Source organism: Arthrobacter sp. CC3, assembly GCF_039907775.1.
GTDB lineage: Bacteria > Actinomycetota > Actinomycetes > Actinomycetales > Micrococcaceae > Arthrobacter.
Genome location: NZ_JARCCY010000017.1, coordinates 90,100 through 107,072 on the forward strand (window position 1 = coordinate 90,100; position 16,973 = coordinate 107,072).

At 67.2% G+C, this 16,973-nt stretch carries 14 protein-coding genes and 2 pseudogenes; 14 read left to right on the top strand and 2 right to left on the bottom strand.

Annotation, left to right across the window (positions count from 1 at the left end):
- Nucleotides 1–6 precede the first annotated feature (6 nt).
- From PV761_RS12250 to PV761_RS12260, 3 genes are all read left to right on the top strand, one after another.
- Nucleotides 7–1,110, top strand: a complete 1,104-nt coding sequence (locus tag PV761_RS12250; RefSeq protein WP_028271583.1) for a polyprenyl synthetase family protein — start codon at nt 7–9, stop codon at nt 1,108–1,110.
- Nucleotides 1,111–1,155: 45 nt separating this feature from the next.
- Nucleotides 1,156–1,677, top strand: coding sequence for a HEAT repeat domain-containing protein (locus PV761_RS12255; protein WP_347897057.1), 522 nt, complete (start codon nt 1,156–1,158; stop codon nt 1,675–1,677).
- 377 nt (nt 1,678–2,054) lie between these two features.
- The gene (locus tag PV761_RS12260) at nt 2,055–2,936 is read left to right on the top strand and encodes a DUF559 domain-containing protein (RefSeq protein WP_347897059.1); all 882 of its coding nucleotides are present in this window, start codon (nt 2,055–2,057) and stop codon (nt 2,934–2,936) included.
- A gap of 149 nt (nt 2,937–3,085) precedes the next feature.
- On the opposite strand, the gene PV761_RS12265 is transcribed toward PV761_RS12260, so the two are convergent.
- Nucleotides 3,086–3,511: a hypothetical protein gene (locus PV761_RS12265; protein ID WP_028271585.1), complete on the bottom strand. Its 426-nt coding sequence runs from the start codon at nt 3,509–3,511 to the stop codon at nt 3,086–3,088.
- A gap of 14 nt (nt 3,512–3,525) precedes the next feature.
- Nucleotides 3,526–4,197 (bottom strand): TRIC cation channel family protein, encoded by a 672-nt coding sequence (locus tag PV761_RS12270; protein ID WP_347897061.1) that lies wholly within the window; start codon nt 4,195–4,197, stop codon nt 3,526–3,528.
- 61 nt (nt 4,198–4,258) lie between these two features.
- Here PV761_RS12270 and PV761_RS12275 point away from each other — a divergent pair.
- The 11 genes and pseudogenes from PV761_RS12275 to PV761_RS12325 all read left to right on the top strand — a co-directional run bounded on the left by PV761_RS12275 (nt 4,259) and on the right by PV761_RS12325 (nt 16,772).
- Nucleotides 4,259–5,063 (top strand): annotated as a pseudogene (locus PV761_RS12275) (CbiX/SirB N-terminal domain-containing protein).
- A gap of 54 nt (nt 5,064–5,117) precedes the next feature.
- The gene (locus PV761_RS12280) at nt 5,118–6,863 is read left to right on the top strand and encodes a nitrite/sulfite reductase (protein ID WP_028271587.1); all 1,746 of its coding nucleotides are present in this window, start codon (nt 5,118–5,120) and stop codon (nt 6,861–6,863) included.
- Nucleotides 6,860–7,591 carry a phosphoadenylyl-sulfate reductase gene (locus tag PV761_RS12285; RefSeq protein WP_028271588.1) on the top strand — a complete coding sequence of 244 codons (732 nt, stop codon included), beginning with the start codon at nt 6,860–6,862 and terminating at the stop codon, nt 7,589–7,591. The genes PV761_RS12280 and PV761_RS12285 overlap by 4 nt, the downstream gene beginning before the upstream one ends.
- Nucleotides 7,588–8,535, top strand: coding sequence for a sulfate adenylyltransferase subunit CysD (cysD, locus tag PV761_RS12290; RefSeq protein WP_028271589.1), 948 nt, complete (start codon nt 7,588–7,590; stop codon nt 8,533–8,535). The genes PV761_RS12285 and cysD overlap by 4 nt, the downstream gene beginning before the upstream one ends.
- Nucleotides 8,535–9,968, top strand: coding sequence for a GTP-binding protein (locus PV761_RS12295; protein ID WP_028271590.1), 1,434 nt, complete (start codon nt 8,535–8,537; stop codon nt 9,966–9,968). The genes cysD and PV761_RS12295 overlap by 1 nt, the downstream gene beginning before the upstream one ends.
- Before the next feature lie 166 nt (nt 9,969–10,134).
- Complete coding sequence (locus tag PV761_RS12300; RefSeq protein WP_347897065.1) at nt 10,135–11,145, top strand: hypothetical protein; 1,011 nt, start codon at nt 10,135–10,137, stop codon at nt 11,143–11,145.
- 68 nt (nt 11,146–11,213) lie between these two features.
- On the top strand, nt 11,214–12,380 hold the full coding sequence (locus PV761_RS12305; RefSeq protein ID WP_028271591.1) for an RtcB family protein: 1,167 nt from the start codon (nt 11,214–11,216) through the stop codon (nt 12,378–12,380).
- Nucleotides 12,337–13,731 (top strand): annotated as a pseudogene (locus PV761_RS12310) (aspartate aminotransferase family protein); the annotation flags it as partial. The gene PV761_RS12305 and the pseudogene PV761_RS12310, both read left to right, overlap by 44 nt.
- Nucleotides 13,732–13,833: 102 nt before the next feature.
- Nucleotides 13,834–14,997: an ABC transporter substrate-binding protein gene (locus PV761_RS12315; RefSeq protein ID WP_347897067.1), complete on the top strand. Its 1,164-nt coding sequence runs from the start codon at nt 13,834–13,836 to the stop codon at nt 14,995–14,997.
- Between the two features lie 64 nt (nt 14,998–15,061).
- Nucleotides 15,062–15,787, top strand: coding sequence for an ABC transporter ATP-binding protein (locus PV761_RS12320; protein ID WP_028272786.1), 726 nt, complete (start codon nt 15,062–15,064; stop codon nt 15,785–15,787).
- Nucleotides 15,777–16,772, top strand: coding sequence for an ABC transporter permease (locus tag PV761_RS12325; protein ID WP_347897069.1), 996 nt, complete (start codon nt 15,777–15,779; stop codon nt 16,770–16,772). The genes PV761_RS12320 and PV761_RS12325 overlap by 11 nt, the downstream gene beginning before the upstream one ends.
- Nucleotides 16,773–16,973 lie beyond the last annotated feature (201 nt).

Genomic DNA, 16,973 nt, shown 5'->3' on the forward strand with positions numbered 1-16,973 from the left:
TAACCCGTGACGAACTCTGCCAAGCACAGCTGGACCCACGCCGGACACGGCCTGCCGGACGCCAGGGAGCCCGAGCCCAGCACCACCGCCATCGCCACCGGGCTCCAACTGCCGGCCGGTTTTGCCGCCATCGCCGAAGACCCGGAGCTGGGCCCCGCCATCACCACCAACCTTGCCCGCGTGGAAAAGAAGCTCCGCGAGGCCATTGCCAACTCCGATCCGCTGGCTGACGCGACGTCGCGCCACCTGGTGGAAGCCGGCGGCAAGCGGATCCGCCCGCTGCTGGCCCTGCTCTGCGCCCACCTCGGTGACGCCTCGAGGCCGGCCGTAGTGCAGGCTGCCGTGGTGGTTGAGCTGACGCACCTGGCCACCCTGTACCACGACGACGTGATGGACTCGGCCCCGTTCCGCCGCGGCGCGCCCACCGCCCACGAGGTCTGGGGCAACTCCGTGGCCGTCCTCACCGGAGACCTGATCTTCGCCCGCGCGTCCATCCTGGTGTCCGAGCTCGGCTCGCGCGCGCTGGGAATCCAGGCCCGCACCTTCGAACGGCTGTGCCTGGGCCAGCTGCACGAGACCGTGGGGCCCCGCCCCGACGAGGACCCGGTGGAGCACTACCTGTCCGTCATCGCGGACAAGACCGGATCCCTGGTGGCTGCTTCCGGCCAGCTTGGCGCCATCTTCTCCGGTGCGGATGAAGCGTACGAGCCGCTGCTGGTGGAGTACGGCGAGAAGATCGGTGTGGCCTTCCAGCTGGCCGACGACGTCATCGACGTCACCGGCGTCAAGGTCAAGTCCGGCAAGTCCCCGGGCACGGACCTGCGCGAAGGCGTGCCCACCCTGCCGGTGCTGCTCCTGCGCAACGCCGCCGCCGAAGGTGACCAGTCCGCCGTCGAACTTTTGAAACTGATCGACGGCGACCTCTCCTCGGATGAGGCACTCGCCGCCGCCGTGGCGGGCCTGCGCGAGCACCGGGTTACTGCGGAATCGTGGGTTGTGGCGCGCGCCTGGGCCGATGAGGCCATCGCCGCGCTGGCGCCGCTGCCCGAAGGCGTGGTCAAGTCATCGCTCACCAGCTTCGCGCTGGCCGTGGTGGACCGCGCGAGCTAGTCTTCTCAACGCCGCGTGGAGCCGCGTGAAGGAGAGCCGCGTGCCGTGAGGCCGCATCCGTCAGTGCTTATCGGCCGGGCCGTGGACCTCTACGGCATGGACGAGGTGGTGGAACGGGCCGCGGAACTCCTGACAGGCGGCAGCCCTGCTGGCAGCCCTGCCGGCGGCCTTGACGTCAGGCTGCTCGGCGGCAATCCGGACTGGGAGCCCTACTGGTTCAGGGTGTGGGGTGCCCGGACCTTTCTCTATGTATGGGACCCGCGGGCCGAACTCCCTGTGATCGCGGGACTGGCCGACCCGCACTGGCGTGTCCGGGAGATGTGCGCCAAGGTGTGCAGGCTGCGGGAAATCGCGGAGGCCGCGCCCGCGCTGGTCCGTCTGGCAGGAGACCCTGTCGAGCGTGTGCGACTGGCCGCACTCAAGGCAATCGGCGACATCTGCGAGGCTGACTCCGCGGCGCCGCTCCTTGCGTTGGCCGGAGAACGGGGCCGGGAAGCTGACGTTGCTGCGGCAGCCCTGCAGCGGATGGAAGAGCGCCTGGACCGCCAAGACCTCGGGGACGTGTAGCCGGGGCCTGGTCCGCCGGTTCGTGTGCCTCGGGTTCTGCCGCGCGCGGGGCGATGTCAGGCTTAAACGGTATGGCCCCGGTTCTCTGCAGCAATACGAGTCATACGCTGCGTCGAACCGGGGCCATTTCTCCGTTCGCATCAGATCCACCGGAGGCATTTAGTGGATCCGTGAATTAGTCTATGACAGCTTTGTCACAAATGCGAACCATGATGTTAATCAGCGTGTCACAGTTCTTGGGGTGCCGGCCGCGTCCGTCGTGACCCTGTCTTGCTGGCTGCATCCACTAAATCGCGGCGGACACGGCTTGTCGCAGGTAGTTGGCTTAGAAACAGGGTCGGCACGGCGGCTGAAGTCTGTCCACATAGCCTCGCCGCGTGCTGGTGCAGCCTGAATCGCGGAAGCACCATGGCGGGATGGACCTCCTTGGATTTCTCCGGCATCGGGGCGGAGCGGCAAAACGAAGCCAGTTGCTGGCCGGCGGCTTTCAGCGGGCGGAGCTTGAAGCCGCGGTGGCAGGCGGCCTGCTGATCCGCCCGTTGAGGGGCATCTACGCGACAGCAACCGCGGACGACGCCGTCCTGGCCGCCTTTCGGGCGAACGGCAGGCTCACGTGTATTTCCGCGGCCCCGCTCTACGATCTCTGGGCTCTGCACCAGCCGCGGAATGTGCATTTGAGCTGCGGGAACGGAATCCCGAGGCCGGGAGTCGTGGACCACGCACCTTGCACCCACCCGGGGCATCCGTCACTGCCTGCGGCCGGCCTGGCGGACGTGTTGATCCACGCACTGAGGTGCCTGCCCGAACTCGAAGCGCTGGTGATGGTGCAGTCAGCAGTGGGCCGCGGGCTGATATCGCCCGAGTTCCTCAGGAAGCAGCTGCCGGGGAGGCGGAACGGCAGGGCCCTTTCCGTATTGGACCTCTTGATTCGACGTGCTGACTCGCCGCTGGAAATCTTGGCCCACACTCATTTCGTCCGTGCAGGCCTCAGAGTTCGAATGCACGTGGAACTGCCGGGCGTGGGCGAAGTGGACTGCCTGGTGGAGGAATGCCTGGTGGTTGAATTGGACGGCTCGACCCATTTCGAACCCCGGCAGATCAAGAAGGACCACCGCCGGAGCAGGGTCAGCATGCTCGGGGGAAGGCTGACCCTTCGCTACTACTACGGCGATGTGGTGCACAACCCCGACGCCATGGTGGAGGAGGTTCTGGTCATACTGCGGCTCTACAGGGAAGGCAGGTTCGCCCCCGCGCGGTGAGCCAGGCACAGTGCCTCGCGTCGCCGTCGTGACCCTTTTTCGGCCGGGCCGTGGGCAGACACGCCTGAGCAGGGGCGTGTCGCGGGGCCTTGGGGCTGAAACAGGGTCACGACGGCAGAAGGAGAAACGCGGAAGGCGGCGGCCGGACCCTAGTCCTCTTCGCCCTCGAACGCCCACTCGAACATGTCGAACACGAACTCGGAGAACGTGCCTTCTTCGCTCTTCCACTGGCCGCGGGCGTTGTTGCGGCGGTACACGATGGGGTCCGGGACGCCGAGGTCGCCCACGCGGAAGCCCCAGGTGAACTGTTCTTCCTCATCCTCGAGGAACATCAGGAAGCCTTCGTCATCAACTTCGAGTTCCTCGGGGTCCCAGAAGTAGTGGTACGCCTCCATGAGGTCCTCGCAGCCGCCCACTGCCAGGTAGAACTCCCGCAGGACCAAGGGGACCTGGAACTGGTGCTCGGACAGGGCCTCGTCGAGTTCTTCGGGGGACAGCCCGTCCTCTTCCTGCCATTCGTCTTCGAGATACTTCGGAACAAGCGCGCGGAACTTCTCGAGGAACATGTCAGTCATGGTTCTTATCCTAGCTAATCGCGGCCGCCCTTTTCCGCCGCCCCCAGGCCCAGCCGGTGCCACCCCCGGACGGCCAGCGGAACGTACCAGGAACGGCGCCACGCCGTCACCCGGAAGGCGAATACGACGGCGGCAACGGCGCCTGCCGTGAGCGCGTTGAAGGAACCCGAAACCCACAGGATGGTGGTGAGGGCCGCCCCGGTGAACGCGGGGAGCGCATAGAGGTCCTTGGGGTCGAAGAGCTGGGGCACCTCATTGGCAGTGATGTCGCGCAGCAGGCCGCCGCCCACCGCCGTCGTGACCCCCAGCAACACGGCCGCTACCGGGTTCATCCCGGCGGACAGCGCCTTCAGCGTGCCGGTGATGCAGAACAGTGCCAGCCCGCCGGCGTCGAACAGGATGAGCAGCGACGTGTAGCGCTGGACGCTGGAAAACAGGAAGTACACCAGCACGGTGGCCAGCAGCGGGGGAGCCAGGTAGGCCGGGTTGGTGAACGCCGCGGGAGGGCCGCTGTTGAGGATAATGTCGCGGATCACGCCGCCGCCCAGGGACACCAGGGAGGCGAGCAGCAGGGACCCGAGGAGGTCGAACTGCTTCCGCGCCGCCAGCAGGGATCCGGAGACCGCGAAGAAGAAGACACCGGCCAGATCCAGCCAGACCTGAACGGCGTCGAATGAGATGGTCAATGGTCGTCCCGGTCAGTGTGGAAGGGGCGGATGGGGCTGCTCCAACGTTACGCTAGCCCCTATGAATAGCCCCATCATGATCGCCTGTGCCCACGGAACGTCCAGCCCGCTGGGCGGCGCCGAGGTCAACGGCCTCCGTGCCGACATCAGCTCGCTGCGCCCCGGCCTGGATGTCCGGGAAGCCTATGTGGATGTCCAGGACCCGGACCTGGTGGACGTCATGGCCGGGCTGCCGGAAGGGGAAGCAGCCGTCATCGTGCCGCTGCTGCTCAGCGTGGGCTTCCACACCAAGGTGGACATCGCGAAGGCGGCGCGCAGCAGGGAAGGGTCCAGTGCCTCGGAGCCGCTGGGGCCGGACCCGCGGCTGGCGGAGATCCTCGACCAGCGGCTGCGGGAGGCCGGTGCCACCGAGCACGACGCCGTGGTGCTGGCGGCCGCCGGATCCACCAACCCCAAAGCATCGGTTAGCGTCGAAGAGCTCGCCGAACACCTCCGGGCGCTGCGGGGCAACAGGATTGTTCCCGCCTACGGTGCGGCCGCCAAGCCGTCGGTGCCCGACGCCGTCGCCTCCCTCCGTGCCGAATACCCCGGCGGGGAGGGCCAGGGCCGGGTCATCATCGCCTCCTACCTGTTGGCACACGGCTTCTTCCACGACCAGCTGGCCAAGGCTGAAGCGGACATCGTCACGGAGCCGCTGCTGCCTTCCAAACTCATGGCCCAGATTGCGCTGGACCGTTATGACGCGGCCGTCGCTGCTGCGGACGCGGCCGTCGCAGCGGGCGGTTAAAAGCCCCCCGGACCATGCACAGGCACCGGGCTTCTTCAAGGCTTTTCGGCGATTCATGACGAAATGTTTCCCTAGGTGACCTCGCGTTTCTGACCCTTTGTGACGGCTTTCCGGTGGGACCTACAGTCGATGCATGACTGATACAGCTCTAGCCGGAGCGTCCGCGGACTCCGCTGCCGCAAAGCGACCCGCACGCGCCAACCGACCGGCAGCGAAGCCGCACGGCCAGTGGAAGGTGGACGGCACCACGCCGCTCAACGCCAACGAAACCTGGAAGCAGGAGGACGACGGCCTCAACGTCCGCGAGCGTATCGAGTCCATCTACTCCAAGGACGGCTTCGACTCCATTCCAGGCCAGGACCTGCACGGCCGCTTCCGCTGGTGGGGCCTGTACACGCAGCGCAAGCCCGGGATCGACGGCGGCAAGACTGCCACGCTGGAGCCGCACGAGCTCGAAGACAAGTACTTCATGCTCCGCGTCCGGATCGACGGCGGTGCGCTCACCACCGAGCAGCTGCGCGTCATCGGCCAGATCTCCGTCGACTTCGCCCGGGACTCCGCGGACCTCACCGACCGCCAGAACATCCAGCTGCACTGGATCCGCGTGGAGGACATCCCCGAGATCTGGCGCCGCCTCGAAAGCAACGGCCTGTCCACCACCGAAGCCTGCGGCGACGTTCCCCGCGTCATCCTGGGCTCGCCCGTGGCCGGCATCGCCAAGGACGAGATCATCGACCCCACCCCGCTGATCCACGAGCTGGGGGAGCGGTTCATCGGCAACCCGCTGCTGTCCAACCTGCCGCGCAAGTACAAGACCGCCATCACCGGCCACCCCAGCCAGGACGTGGTGCACGAGATCAACGACTTCGCCCTCGTCGGCGTCAAGCACCCCGAACTCGGCATCGGCTACGACCTCTGGGCCGGCGGCGCGCTGTCCACCAACCCCATGCTCGGCAAGCGCCTCGGCGCCTTCGTCACGCCCGAGCAGGCGGCCGACGTGTGGCTCGGCGTCACCAGCATCTTCCGCGACTACGGTTACCGCCGCATGCGCACCAAGGCACGCCTGAAGTTCCTGATGGCCGACTGGGGTCCGGAGAAGTTCCGCCAGATCCTCGAGGACGAATACCTCGGCTACAAGCTCGCTGACGGTCCCGCGGCCCCCAAGCCCTCGACCCCGGGCGACCACGTGGGCGTGCACGAACAGAAGGACGGCAAGTTCTTCATCGGCGCCACCCCCATTGCCGGCCGGCTCTCCGGCGCCCAGCTGGTGAAGCTCGCGGACACCCTCGAGGCCCGCGGCTCCTACCGCCTGCGCACCACCCCGCACCAGAAGCTCGTAGTGCTGGATGTGCCCAAGGACGAGGTTGAACCGCTCGTGGCCGAGCTCGACGCCCTGGGCCTCTCCGCCCGGCCGTCCGTGTTCCGCCGCGGCACCATCGCCTGCACCGGCATCGAATACTGCAAGCTGGCCATCGTGGAAACCAAGGTCACTGCGGCAACCGCCGTGGCCGAGCTGGAACGCCGTCTGGCCGACCTCGCCGAGAGCGGCCAGCTGCCCCACGCCCTGTCCCTGCACATCAACGGCTGCCCCAACTCCTGCGCCCGCATCCAGACCGCGGACATCGGACTCAAGGGCATGATGCTGCCAACGCCCGACGGCGATCCCAGCCCCGGCTTCCAGGTCCACCTGGGCGGCGGGCTGGCTTCCTCCACCCGCGAAGAGGCCGGCCTCGGCCGCACCGTCCGCGGACTGAAGGTCTACGTCGAGGACCTGCCCGACTACGTCGAGCGCGTCGTCCGGAAGTTCGTGGCCGAGCACGCCGAAGGCCAGACCTTCGCCGAGTGGGCCCACGCAGCAGATGAGGAGGCACTTCAGTGAGCAAGCACGCCCTGGGGGTAGATCCCGTACTCCGCTCGCACGACGAGCTCAAGGCCCTGGCCGAGGCCGGCGCTGCCGAGCTCGGCTGGGACGCCCCGGCCCGCGACGTCATCGCCTGGGTTGCCCGGAACTTCGACCTGCCCGCCGTTGCCGTGGCCTGCTCCATGGCCGACGCCGTCCTGCCGGCCCTCGTTGCCGACCAGCTTCCCGGCGTCGACGTCCTGTTCCTGGAGACCGGCTACCACTTCCCGGAAACCTACGCCACGCGCGACGAGGTGGCCGCAAACCTCCGTGTCAACGTGGTGGACGTGCTCCCGGAAAACACCGTGGAGCAGCAGGACCGGCTCCTCGGCAAGGACCTCTTTGCACGGGACGCCGCCCAGTGCTGCGCCCTCCGCAAGGTGGCCCCGCTGCGCCGCACCCTCGCCGGTTACGAACTGTGGTTCACCGGTGTGCGCCGCGACGAAGCCCCCACCCGCACCAACACCCCGCTGATCACCTGGGACGAAACCAACGGCCTGGTCAAGGTCAACCCGGTGGCAGCGTGGAGCTTCGACCAGCTGGTGCAGTACTCCGACGACAACCTCCTTCCCGTCAACCCGCTGCTTTCACAGGGCTACCCGTCCATTGGCTGCCAGCCCTGCACCCGCAAGGTAGCGCCCGGCGATGACCCCCGCGCCGGCCGCTGGGCAGGAACCGACAAGACAGAATGCGGACTACACGTATGAGCACTTACCTAACTGAGGAGCCCACCCAGGTGACTGACGCTGCCGTTTCCACGCGCCTCTCCAGCCTGGACACCCTCGAGTCAGAAGCCATCCACATCATCCGCGAAGTCGTGGCCGAGTTCGAGAAGCCTGCGCTGCTGTTCTCCGGCGGCAAGGACTCCGTGGTCATGCTGCACCTCGCCACCAAGGCGTTCTGGCCGGGCAAGGTTCCCTTCCCCGTGCTGCACGTGGACACCGGCCACAACTTCCCGGAGGTCATCGACTTCCGCGACCGCACCGTGGAGCGCCTGGGTCTGAAGCTGGTTGTCGGCTCCGTGCAGGAGTTCATCGATTCCGGCGAACTGGCCGAGCGTGCCGACGGCACCCGCAACCCGCTGCAGACCGTCCCGCTGCTGGACGCGATCCAGCGCAACAAGTTCGACGCCGTCTTCGGCGGCGGCCGCCGCGACGAGGACAAGGCCCGCGCCAAGGAGCGCATCCTGAGCCTCCGCGACGAATTCGGCCAGTGGGATCCGCGCAACCAGCGCCCCGAGCTGTGGAACCTGTACAACGGCCGCCACACCGTGGGCCAGCACGTGCGCGCATTCCCCATCAGCAACTGGACCGAGCTGGACGTGTGGCGCTACATCGAGCGCGAAAACATCGAGCTGCCCGGCCTGTACTACGCCCACGACCGCGAAGTCTTCGCCCGCGACGGCATGTGGCGGGCCGTGGGCGAGGTCTCGCAGCCGCGCCCGGATGAGGAAGTCATCACCAAGACCGTCCGCTACCGGACCGTCGGCGACATGTCCTGCACCGGCGCTGTTGAGTCAGCCGCCGCCACGGTGCGCGACGTCGTCATTGAAGTTGCCGCCTCCACCATCACCGAACGTGGCGCCACCCGTGCGGATGACCGCATCTCCGAGGCCGCCATGGAAGACCGCAAGAAGGATGGCTATTTCTAATGAGCACCGAAATCGATACAGCCCGCGCGGCTGCCCTTCTTGACGAGGCACCGCTGGCGCATGCCTCGCTGTTCCGCTTCGCCACCGCCGGATCGGTCGACGACGGCAAGTCCACACTGGTGGGCCGGCTCCTGCACGACTCCAAGGCCATCCTCGCCGACCAGCTGGACGCCGTTGCCCGCACTTCCGCGGACCGCGGATTTGGGGGACCCGGCGCAGCCGGTGTGCAAGCGATCGACCTGGCACTGCTGACCGACGGCCTGCGTGCCGAGCGCGAGCAGGGCATCACCATCGACGTCGCCTACCGCTACTTCGCCACCGACCGCCGCAGCTTCATCCTGGCGGACTGCCCCGGGCACGTGCAGTACACCAAGAACACGGTGACCGGCGCGTCCACCGCGGATGCCGTCGTCGTACTCATTGATGCCCGCAAGGGCGTCCTGGAGCAGACCCGGCGTCACCTGTCCGTGCTGCAGCTGCTGCGCGTGGCCCACGTGATCGTGGCCGTGAACAAGATCGACCTCGTGGACTTCAGCGAGTCCGTGTTCCGCGAGATCGAAGCCGACGTGCAGCAGGTGGGCCGCGAGCTCGGCCTTGGTTCCGATGGGATAACCGACCTGCTGGTGGTTCCGGTATCCGCCCTCGACGGCGACAACGTGGTGGAGCGCTCGGAGCGCACCCCCTGGTACACCGGACCCGCGCTGCTCGAGGTGCTTGAGACCCTGCCCGCCGCAGACGAGCTGGAAAGCCACCTCGAAAGCTTCCGCTTCCCCGTGCAGCTGGTCATCCGGCCGCAGGGCGCGCTTGCTCCCGACGCTGTTGCCGGTGGACTGGACGTCGAGGCATACCGCGACTACCGCGCGTACGCAGGGCAGATCACCGAAGGCTCGGTGAAGGTGGGGGACAAGGTCAGCGTGCTGACCCCCGGCCAGGACCCGCGCACCACCACGGTGACGGGCATCGACTTCGCGGGCGCCTCGCTCACCGAAGCTGTTGCACCGCAGTCCGTGGCGATCCGCCTTGCAGACGAGTTCGACGTCGCCCGCGGCGACACGATTGCCGCTGCCGGCACCGTCCGCGAAGCCTCCGCCGACCTTTACGCCGCGCTGTGCTGGCTGTCCCCGAAGCCGCTCCGCGAGGGCGCCAAGGTGCTGGTCAAGCACGGCACCCGCACGGTGCAGGCCCTGGTCCGGAGTGTCAGCGGCAAACTGGACCTCGCCACGTTCAAGCTCGAGGGCGCGTCCAGCCTCGAACTCAACGACATCGGCCACGCGCAGCTCCGGCTGGCCGCCCCGCTGCCGCTGGAAAACTACCTGCACCACCGCCGCACCGGCGCCTTCCTGGTGATTGATCCGCTGGACGGCAACACCCTGGCCGCCGGCCTGGTCAACGACCACCCGGGTGACCACGAGGACGAGCGCTACTCGATCTGATATCCATGAACCGCGGCTTGTTCGCAAAACCTGATCTTCAAGGACGGGTTCTGCGAACAAGCCGCTGTTTTTTCCGGGGGACCTGGAAGCCCGGCAGTAGCTGAAACCCGCCGCCTTGGATACCCTGCTTGGTAGATGCGCTGCGCGCTGATCTGAGGGGGACCGGTTGGAAGATCATGATTCGGTTGTTGCCAGCTCCCTGGAGCATTACAGTGCGCTGCTGCCCCGGCTGAATGCGGCGTCGGATGCCATCGGGCATGCGATCCGCGCCCGGCTCCGCGACGACGGCCTCAACCACCACACCGTGCAGGCGCGGGTCAAGGACCCCGGTTCGGTGAAGGGAAAGCTGGACCGGCTCACTGCGGACGGCAGATTCAAGTATGAACACGGGCTCGAGCAGCTCGACGACCTCATCGGGGTCCGGGTGATCATGTTCCTCGAACCCGACATTGCCGACGTTGCAACGGCACTCAAGGGGCAGTTCAACTGCCGCGAGGACGATGACAAGACAAGCTCCCAGCGGCGCAACGGCCAGATCGGCTACGCCGGCCGGCACCTGATCCTGGAAGTCCCCCACGAAAACGTTCCCGTGGGCTGCCAGCCGTTCATCGGGGAGCGCTTCGAAGTCCAGATCCGCACCGTGCTGCAGCATGCGTGGGCCGCCTTCGAGCATGACATCCGCTACAAGAGCCTCGCGGAGGCCAACGCGGAAGTGGACCGCGCGTTCACCATGGCGTCAACCCTCATCGAACTCGCGGACGCCCAGTTCTCGGCGATCAACGACATCGTCAAACGCCGTCAGGCCGAAAGCACGGCCGAGTTCGCCGCCAACCCCGCCGCTACCGAGCTCACCGGGGACATCCTCCAGGACATGCTGGCCCGCTTGCTCTCCGAACACCCCAGGAGCCAGGCCCGGCAGTACGGCTGGCTGGGGGACCTGCTGGCCGCCAACGGCGTGCGGACGGTGGCCGACGCCGAGGAGCTCTTCGGTGCCGCCGACTGGTCCGGTGTGGCCAAGAGAATGGACTACAAGTTCCCCGCCGGCCACGTGCGGATCGCCGACGACTTCCTGCTGAAGACCTGGGGCGTGGACTACATTGCCCGCACCAAATCCCTGGGGGACGACCCCAAACGGGAAGCGAAGCTGACGTACCGGCTGGAGCGCATGCAGGACTAGAGCCGCGGGGTGTTGACACTGCCGGGCCGCGGCCTTACTTTCGCCCTATCCCGCCGGGAGGGAAGATCGTGGAACGCATCAACAGCCGGCTCATCAACTGGGCTTCCATCCTGGACGCACAGACGCGGGAGCAGGCAGTGAGAACGTCCCGGCTGCCCTTCATCTATCCGCATCTGGCGCTGATGCCGGACGCCCACCTGGGCAAGGGCGCCACGGTGGGCTCCGTGATTCCCACCCTGGGCGCCGTGATTCCGGCGGCCGTGGGAGTGGACATCGGCTGCGGCATGATTGCCGTCCGGACGCAGTACTTCCTCAAGGACCTCCCGCCGGACCGGAAACGGCTGCGGGAGGCCATCGAGCACGTCATCCCGCTTTCGGCCGGACACAACAACCGCAGGGTCCTGGCCACGGCCGAACCGCGCATCGCCGAGCTGAGGCGGCGGGCTGCCAAGGCCAGGTTTGATCCCGGCCAGTACGTCCCGAAGTGGGAGCTCCAGCTTGGCTCGCTGGGATCAGGCAACCATTTCATCGAGGTCTGCGCCGACGAGAGGGATGCCATCTGGCTGTTCCTGCATTCCGGTTCCCGCGGCGTCGGCAACAAGATCGCGCAGCACCACATCAGCGTCGCCCAGCGCGTGACGCGGGAGAAACGGATCGCGCTTCCCGACGCCGACCTCGCCTACCTGGAAGAGGGCACGGCAGAGTTCAGGCGGTACATCGAGGAGCTGCACTGGGCCCAGCAGTTCGCCCTGCTGAACCGTGAGGAAATGATGGACCGCGTGATCAGCCAGTTCGGCAACTGGACGGGCGGAAAAGTACTGGAACGGGAACGGATCAACTGCCACCACAACTTCACCCGGCAGGAGACGCACTACGGCAAATCCGTGTGGGTGTCCCGGAAGGGTGCCATCAAAGCCGAGCGCGGCGATCCCGGACTCATTCCGGGGTCCATGGGAACGGCGTCGTACGTGGTGGCCGGGCTCGGGAACCGCGTGGCCCTGAATTCCTCGCCGCACGGTGCGGGCCGCGAGTACTCGCGGACGGCGGCGCGCAAGGCGTTCTCCCTGGCCGAGCTGAAAAAGGCCATGCAGGGGATTGAATTCCGTGCCACCGAAGCCTTCATCGACGAGATTCCGGCGGCGTACAAACCCATCGACGTCGTGATGCGCGATGCGGAGGACCTGGTGAGAATCGGCCACCGGCTCCGGCAGCTCGTCAACGTCAAGGGCGACTGAACCCCGGGCAGCCCACAGAAAAGAAACGGAGGATGTCATGAATCTCGACGACCTGGTCTTCCACCCCTGGGCCGTGCAGGGGCCGCGCGACGTGCCCACCCTGGTCGGCGGTTCCGGGAGCTACGTGGTCGACGACGCCGGACGGCGCTACCTGGACTTCGGCTCGCAGCTGGTGTTCACCAACCTCGGCCACCAGCATCCGCGCATCGTGGCTGCGATCAAGGAGCAGGCCGACCGCCTGTGCACGCTCGCACCCGGCCACGCGTCCGATGTCCGGGGCGAGGCGGCGCGGCTGATTGTGGAGGTGGCACCGAAGGGCCTCGGGCATGTGCTGTTCACCACCGGCGGGACAGAAGCCATCGAGCATGCGGTCCGGATGGCGCGGCTGTACACCGGACGGCCCAAGGTCCTCGCCGCCTACCGCTCATACCACGGCTCGACGGCGGCCTCCATCCACCTCACCGGCGACCCGCGCCGCTGGGCCTCGGACACGGGCTCGGCGGGTGCCGTCCACTTCTTCGGTCCCTTCCTGTACCGGTCGGCGTTCGGGTCAAGCACCCCGGAGGAGGAGTCGGAGCGGGCACTCGCCCACCTCGAACAGGTCATCCTCCTGGAAGGCCCGTCGACGATCGCAGGCCTGGTCCTGGAATCTGTGATCGGCAGCTCGGGCGTCATCGTGCCGCCCGCCGGCTACCTGCGAGGAGTCCGCGAACTGTGTGACCGCCACGGCATCGTCTATATCGCGGACGAGGTGATGGTCGGCTTCGGACGCACGGGAGCCTGGTTCGGTGTAGACCACGACGGCGTGGCGCCCGACCTGATGGCGTTCGCGAAGGGCGTGAACTCCGGGTACGTGCCGCTGGGCGGTGTGCTCGTGGGGGACGCGATCTATGAGATGTTCACCAGACGGCCCTACCCGGCGGGCCTGACCTACAGCGGCCACCCGCTCGCCTGCGCCGCCGCCGTCGGCGCCATCAATGCCATGCACGAGGAGGGCACGGTCGCAGCAGCTGCCCGCCTCGGCGCGGACGTCCTGGGGCCCGGGCTCAGGGAGCTCGCCGACAAGCACGGGTCCGTCGGGGACGTTCGCGGCATCGGCGGCCTCTGGTCCCTCGAACTGGTCCGCGACCGGCAGACCAAGGAGCCGCTGGTGCCGGCCGGAGCTACGGGCACGGCAAACGCACCGATGGCCTCCGTCGTCAAGGCTTGCCGGGAACGGGGCCTGTTGCCGCTGGTCCTGGGCAACCGCGTCCATGTGGCCCCTCCGCTCAACGTGGACCGCTCCGACGCCGCCGCGGGCCTTGCGATTCTTGATGACGCCCTAGCCGCAGCCGACGCCTACGTCGCCTAGGGATGCTGCCGGCGGGCGTCCGAATGTGACGCTAGATGAACCCGCGTGACCCCCCGTTTCCGCTTCATTGAACGGGTTTATGTCACTCCCTATGGTGAAACAATGACAAGTCCCCAGCCCGGAATGATCCGCATCGTGGCAGGAGAGAGCAACAACCCGAAGCGCAAGCGCGCCGTGGAGGTCCTGGTTGCCCTCGGCCTGGTGCTGCTCATTGCCGCCGGTGCCGTGGTGGCGTCAACGCTTTCCCGTGATTCCTCAGCCCAGGCAGCAGCCCCCGCTCCGACGCCCGCTGCGGAGTTGAAGCTGGGCTATTTCGGCAACGTCACCCACGCCCCGGCGCTGGTGGGCGTGAAGCAGGGTTTCTTTGCCAGGAGCCTGGGCGATACCAAGCTCAGCACTCAGGTGTTCAACGCCGGCCCGGCCGCGATCGAAGCCCTCAACGCCGGTGCCATTGATGCCACCTACATCGGCCCGAACCCGGCGATCAACTCGTTCGTGAAGAGCAAGGGCGAGTCCGTGAGCATCATCGCCGGTGCCGCGGCGGGCGGCGCGCAGCTGGTGGTGAAGCCGGAGATTGCCGCCGCGGCGGATTTGAAGGGCAAGACCTTGTCCACGCCGCAGCTGGGCGGGACCCAGGACGTGGCGCTGCGGGCGTGGCTGGCCGCGCATGGCTACAAGACCAACACGGACGGCAGCGGCGACGTGGCCATCAACCCCACCGAGAACGCCCAGACCCTGAAGCTGTTCCAGGACGGCAAGCTCGACGGCGCGTGGCTGCCCGAGCCCTGGGCGTCCCGGCTGGTGCTGCAGGCCGGCGCCAAGGTGCTGGTGGACGAAAAGGACCTGTGGGACGGGTCCCTGACCGGGAAGCCGGGCGAGTTCCCCACCACCATCCTGATCGTGAGCACGAAGTTCGCCACCGACCACCCCGACACCGTCAAAGCCCTCCTCAAGGGCCACGCCGAATCGGTCCAATGGCTCAATGACACCCCCGGTGCGGAAAAGGCGAGCGTGTTGAACACCGCGCTGAAAGAGTCCGGCGGAGCCGAACTCCCTGCCGACGTTATCGAGCGGTCGCTGAAGAACATCGTGTTCACCGTGGATCCGCTGGCCGGCGCCTACAAGAAGCTGCTGCAGGACGGCGTTGACGCCGGCACCACCAAGCAGGCGGACATCAGCGGCATCTTCGACCTCACGGCACTGAACAGCGTCAGCGCCGAAACCGGCGGCAGCAAGGTCAGCGCCGCCGGACTCGGCAACGACTAACCGGCACGCAGCAGAACCACCCCCACAGCATCAACTCCAGCCCCAACAACGTAAGGACAGGACCATGCCAGTCGTACTGGAAAACCTGGGTAAACGCTTCGGCGACGGCGCCCCGGTGCTGGACGACGTCAACGCCAGCATCGCCCAAGGCGAGTTCGTCGCGCTCCTGGGTGCGTCCGGCTGCGGCAAATCCACCCTGCTGAACATCATGGCGGGACTGGAACTCCCGACGTCGGGCGCCCTTGAAGTCCCCAGCGACGGCGCGGCCTTCATGTTCCAGGACGCCGCCCTTTTCCCGTGGCTGACGGCCCGGGAAAACATCGAGCTCGCCCTCAAGCTGCGCGGCGTGGGAAAGTCCGAACGGCGCACGAAGGCCAACGAACTCCTGGACCTGGTCCACCTTGGCGGAGCAGGGGACAAGCGCCCGCACGAGCTCTCCGGCGGCATGCGCCAGCGCGTCTCGCTGGCCCGGTCCCTGGCCCAGGACCGGCAGTTGCTGCTCATGGACGAGCCCTTCGCCGCGCTGGACGCCATCACCCGCGACCTCCTCCACGACGAGCTGGAACGGATCTGGAAGGAAACCGGCCGCACCATCGTTTTTGTGACGCACAACGTCCGCGAAGCCGTCCGGCTGGGCCAGCGTGTGCTGTTGCTGTCCTCACGCCCCGGCCGCGTGGTCCAGGAATGGAACGTCACCGAGGAACACCGAACCGACGCCGGTCTTGCCGGACAGCTGACCGGGGTCATCACCGCCCGGCTGCGAGAGGAGATCCGCCGCCATGCCAAATAACCCAACGCCCCTGGCCGAGCCCGTCGAGAGCCCGATTTCGACAAGCTCAATCTCCGGCCAGGCAGGGTCAAACACCGCTGAGCCCGAGAGCCGGAAGGTCCACGCGGCCCTGACCCGGTCCTCCACCGGGAACGAAGACCTGCGCGAGCTCGAATCCGGCCTTGACTCGCTGCAGTCGGACGCAGCCCGCGCGGCGCGCATCGACTGGAGCCGCATCCTGCTCCCGGTGGCGGCGCTCGTGGTGCTGGTCCTGGCCTGGCAGTTCTACGTGTCCCTTGGCTTCAAGCGGCGCGATCTGGTGCCCGGACCGCTCGACGTGCTTGGCCAGTTCGGCACCCTGTGGGCTGATGGCTCGCTGCAGGAGGCCGTGTGGACTTCGCTGCAGCGCGGAATCGTCGGCTTCCTGATCAGCGTGGTCATTGCGACGCCGATCGGGCTCCTGCTGGCCCAGGTGGCCCCGCTGCGCCGGGCGTTCGGCCCGCTCATCTCCGGCCTGCAGGTGCTGCCGTCCGTGGCGTGGGTGCCCGCGGCCATCATCTGGTTCGGCCTCACGGACGCCACCGTGTACTTCGTGGTGTTCATGGGCGCCATCCCGTCCATCATCAACGGCCTGATCTCCGGCGTGGACCAGATCCCGCCGCAGTACCGGAGCGTCGGCACGGTGCTGGGTGCCAACCGGCTACAAATGGCCCTCCAGATTGTCCTTCCGGCCGCGTTGCCGGGATACCTGAGCGGACTGAAGCAGGGCTGGGCGTTCTCGTGGCGGTCGCTCATGGCCGCCGAAATCATCGCCGTGGGCGGCACCATCGGCTTCGGCCTCGGCTCCATGCTGAACCAGGGCCGTGACTTGGCGGACATGACCATCGTGATGTCGGCCATCCTGCTGATCCTCGCCGTAGGCATCCTGATCGAACTGCTGGTCTTCGCCCCGATCGAAAAGCGCCTCCTGCGCCGCCGCGGCCTCCTCGCCGGCAGCACCCGCTAGGAGGCTGCTGAACAACGCGGTTGCGGGGCGGGTGGAACGCCACCAATGGCCGTCTAGCGACGTGTTCTGGTCAGTACCCTTGGGTGTGACAACGGGATCGGTCCGCCCGCTTGGTTTCATTCTGCCCCTGATTTGGGGCGTCATCCAGTGGTTTTATTGATGGGTCGGGTTCGAGAGGTGGATTATCCCAGCGCCCATGAT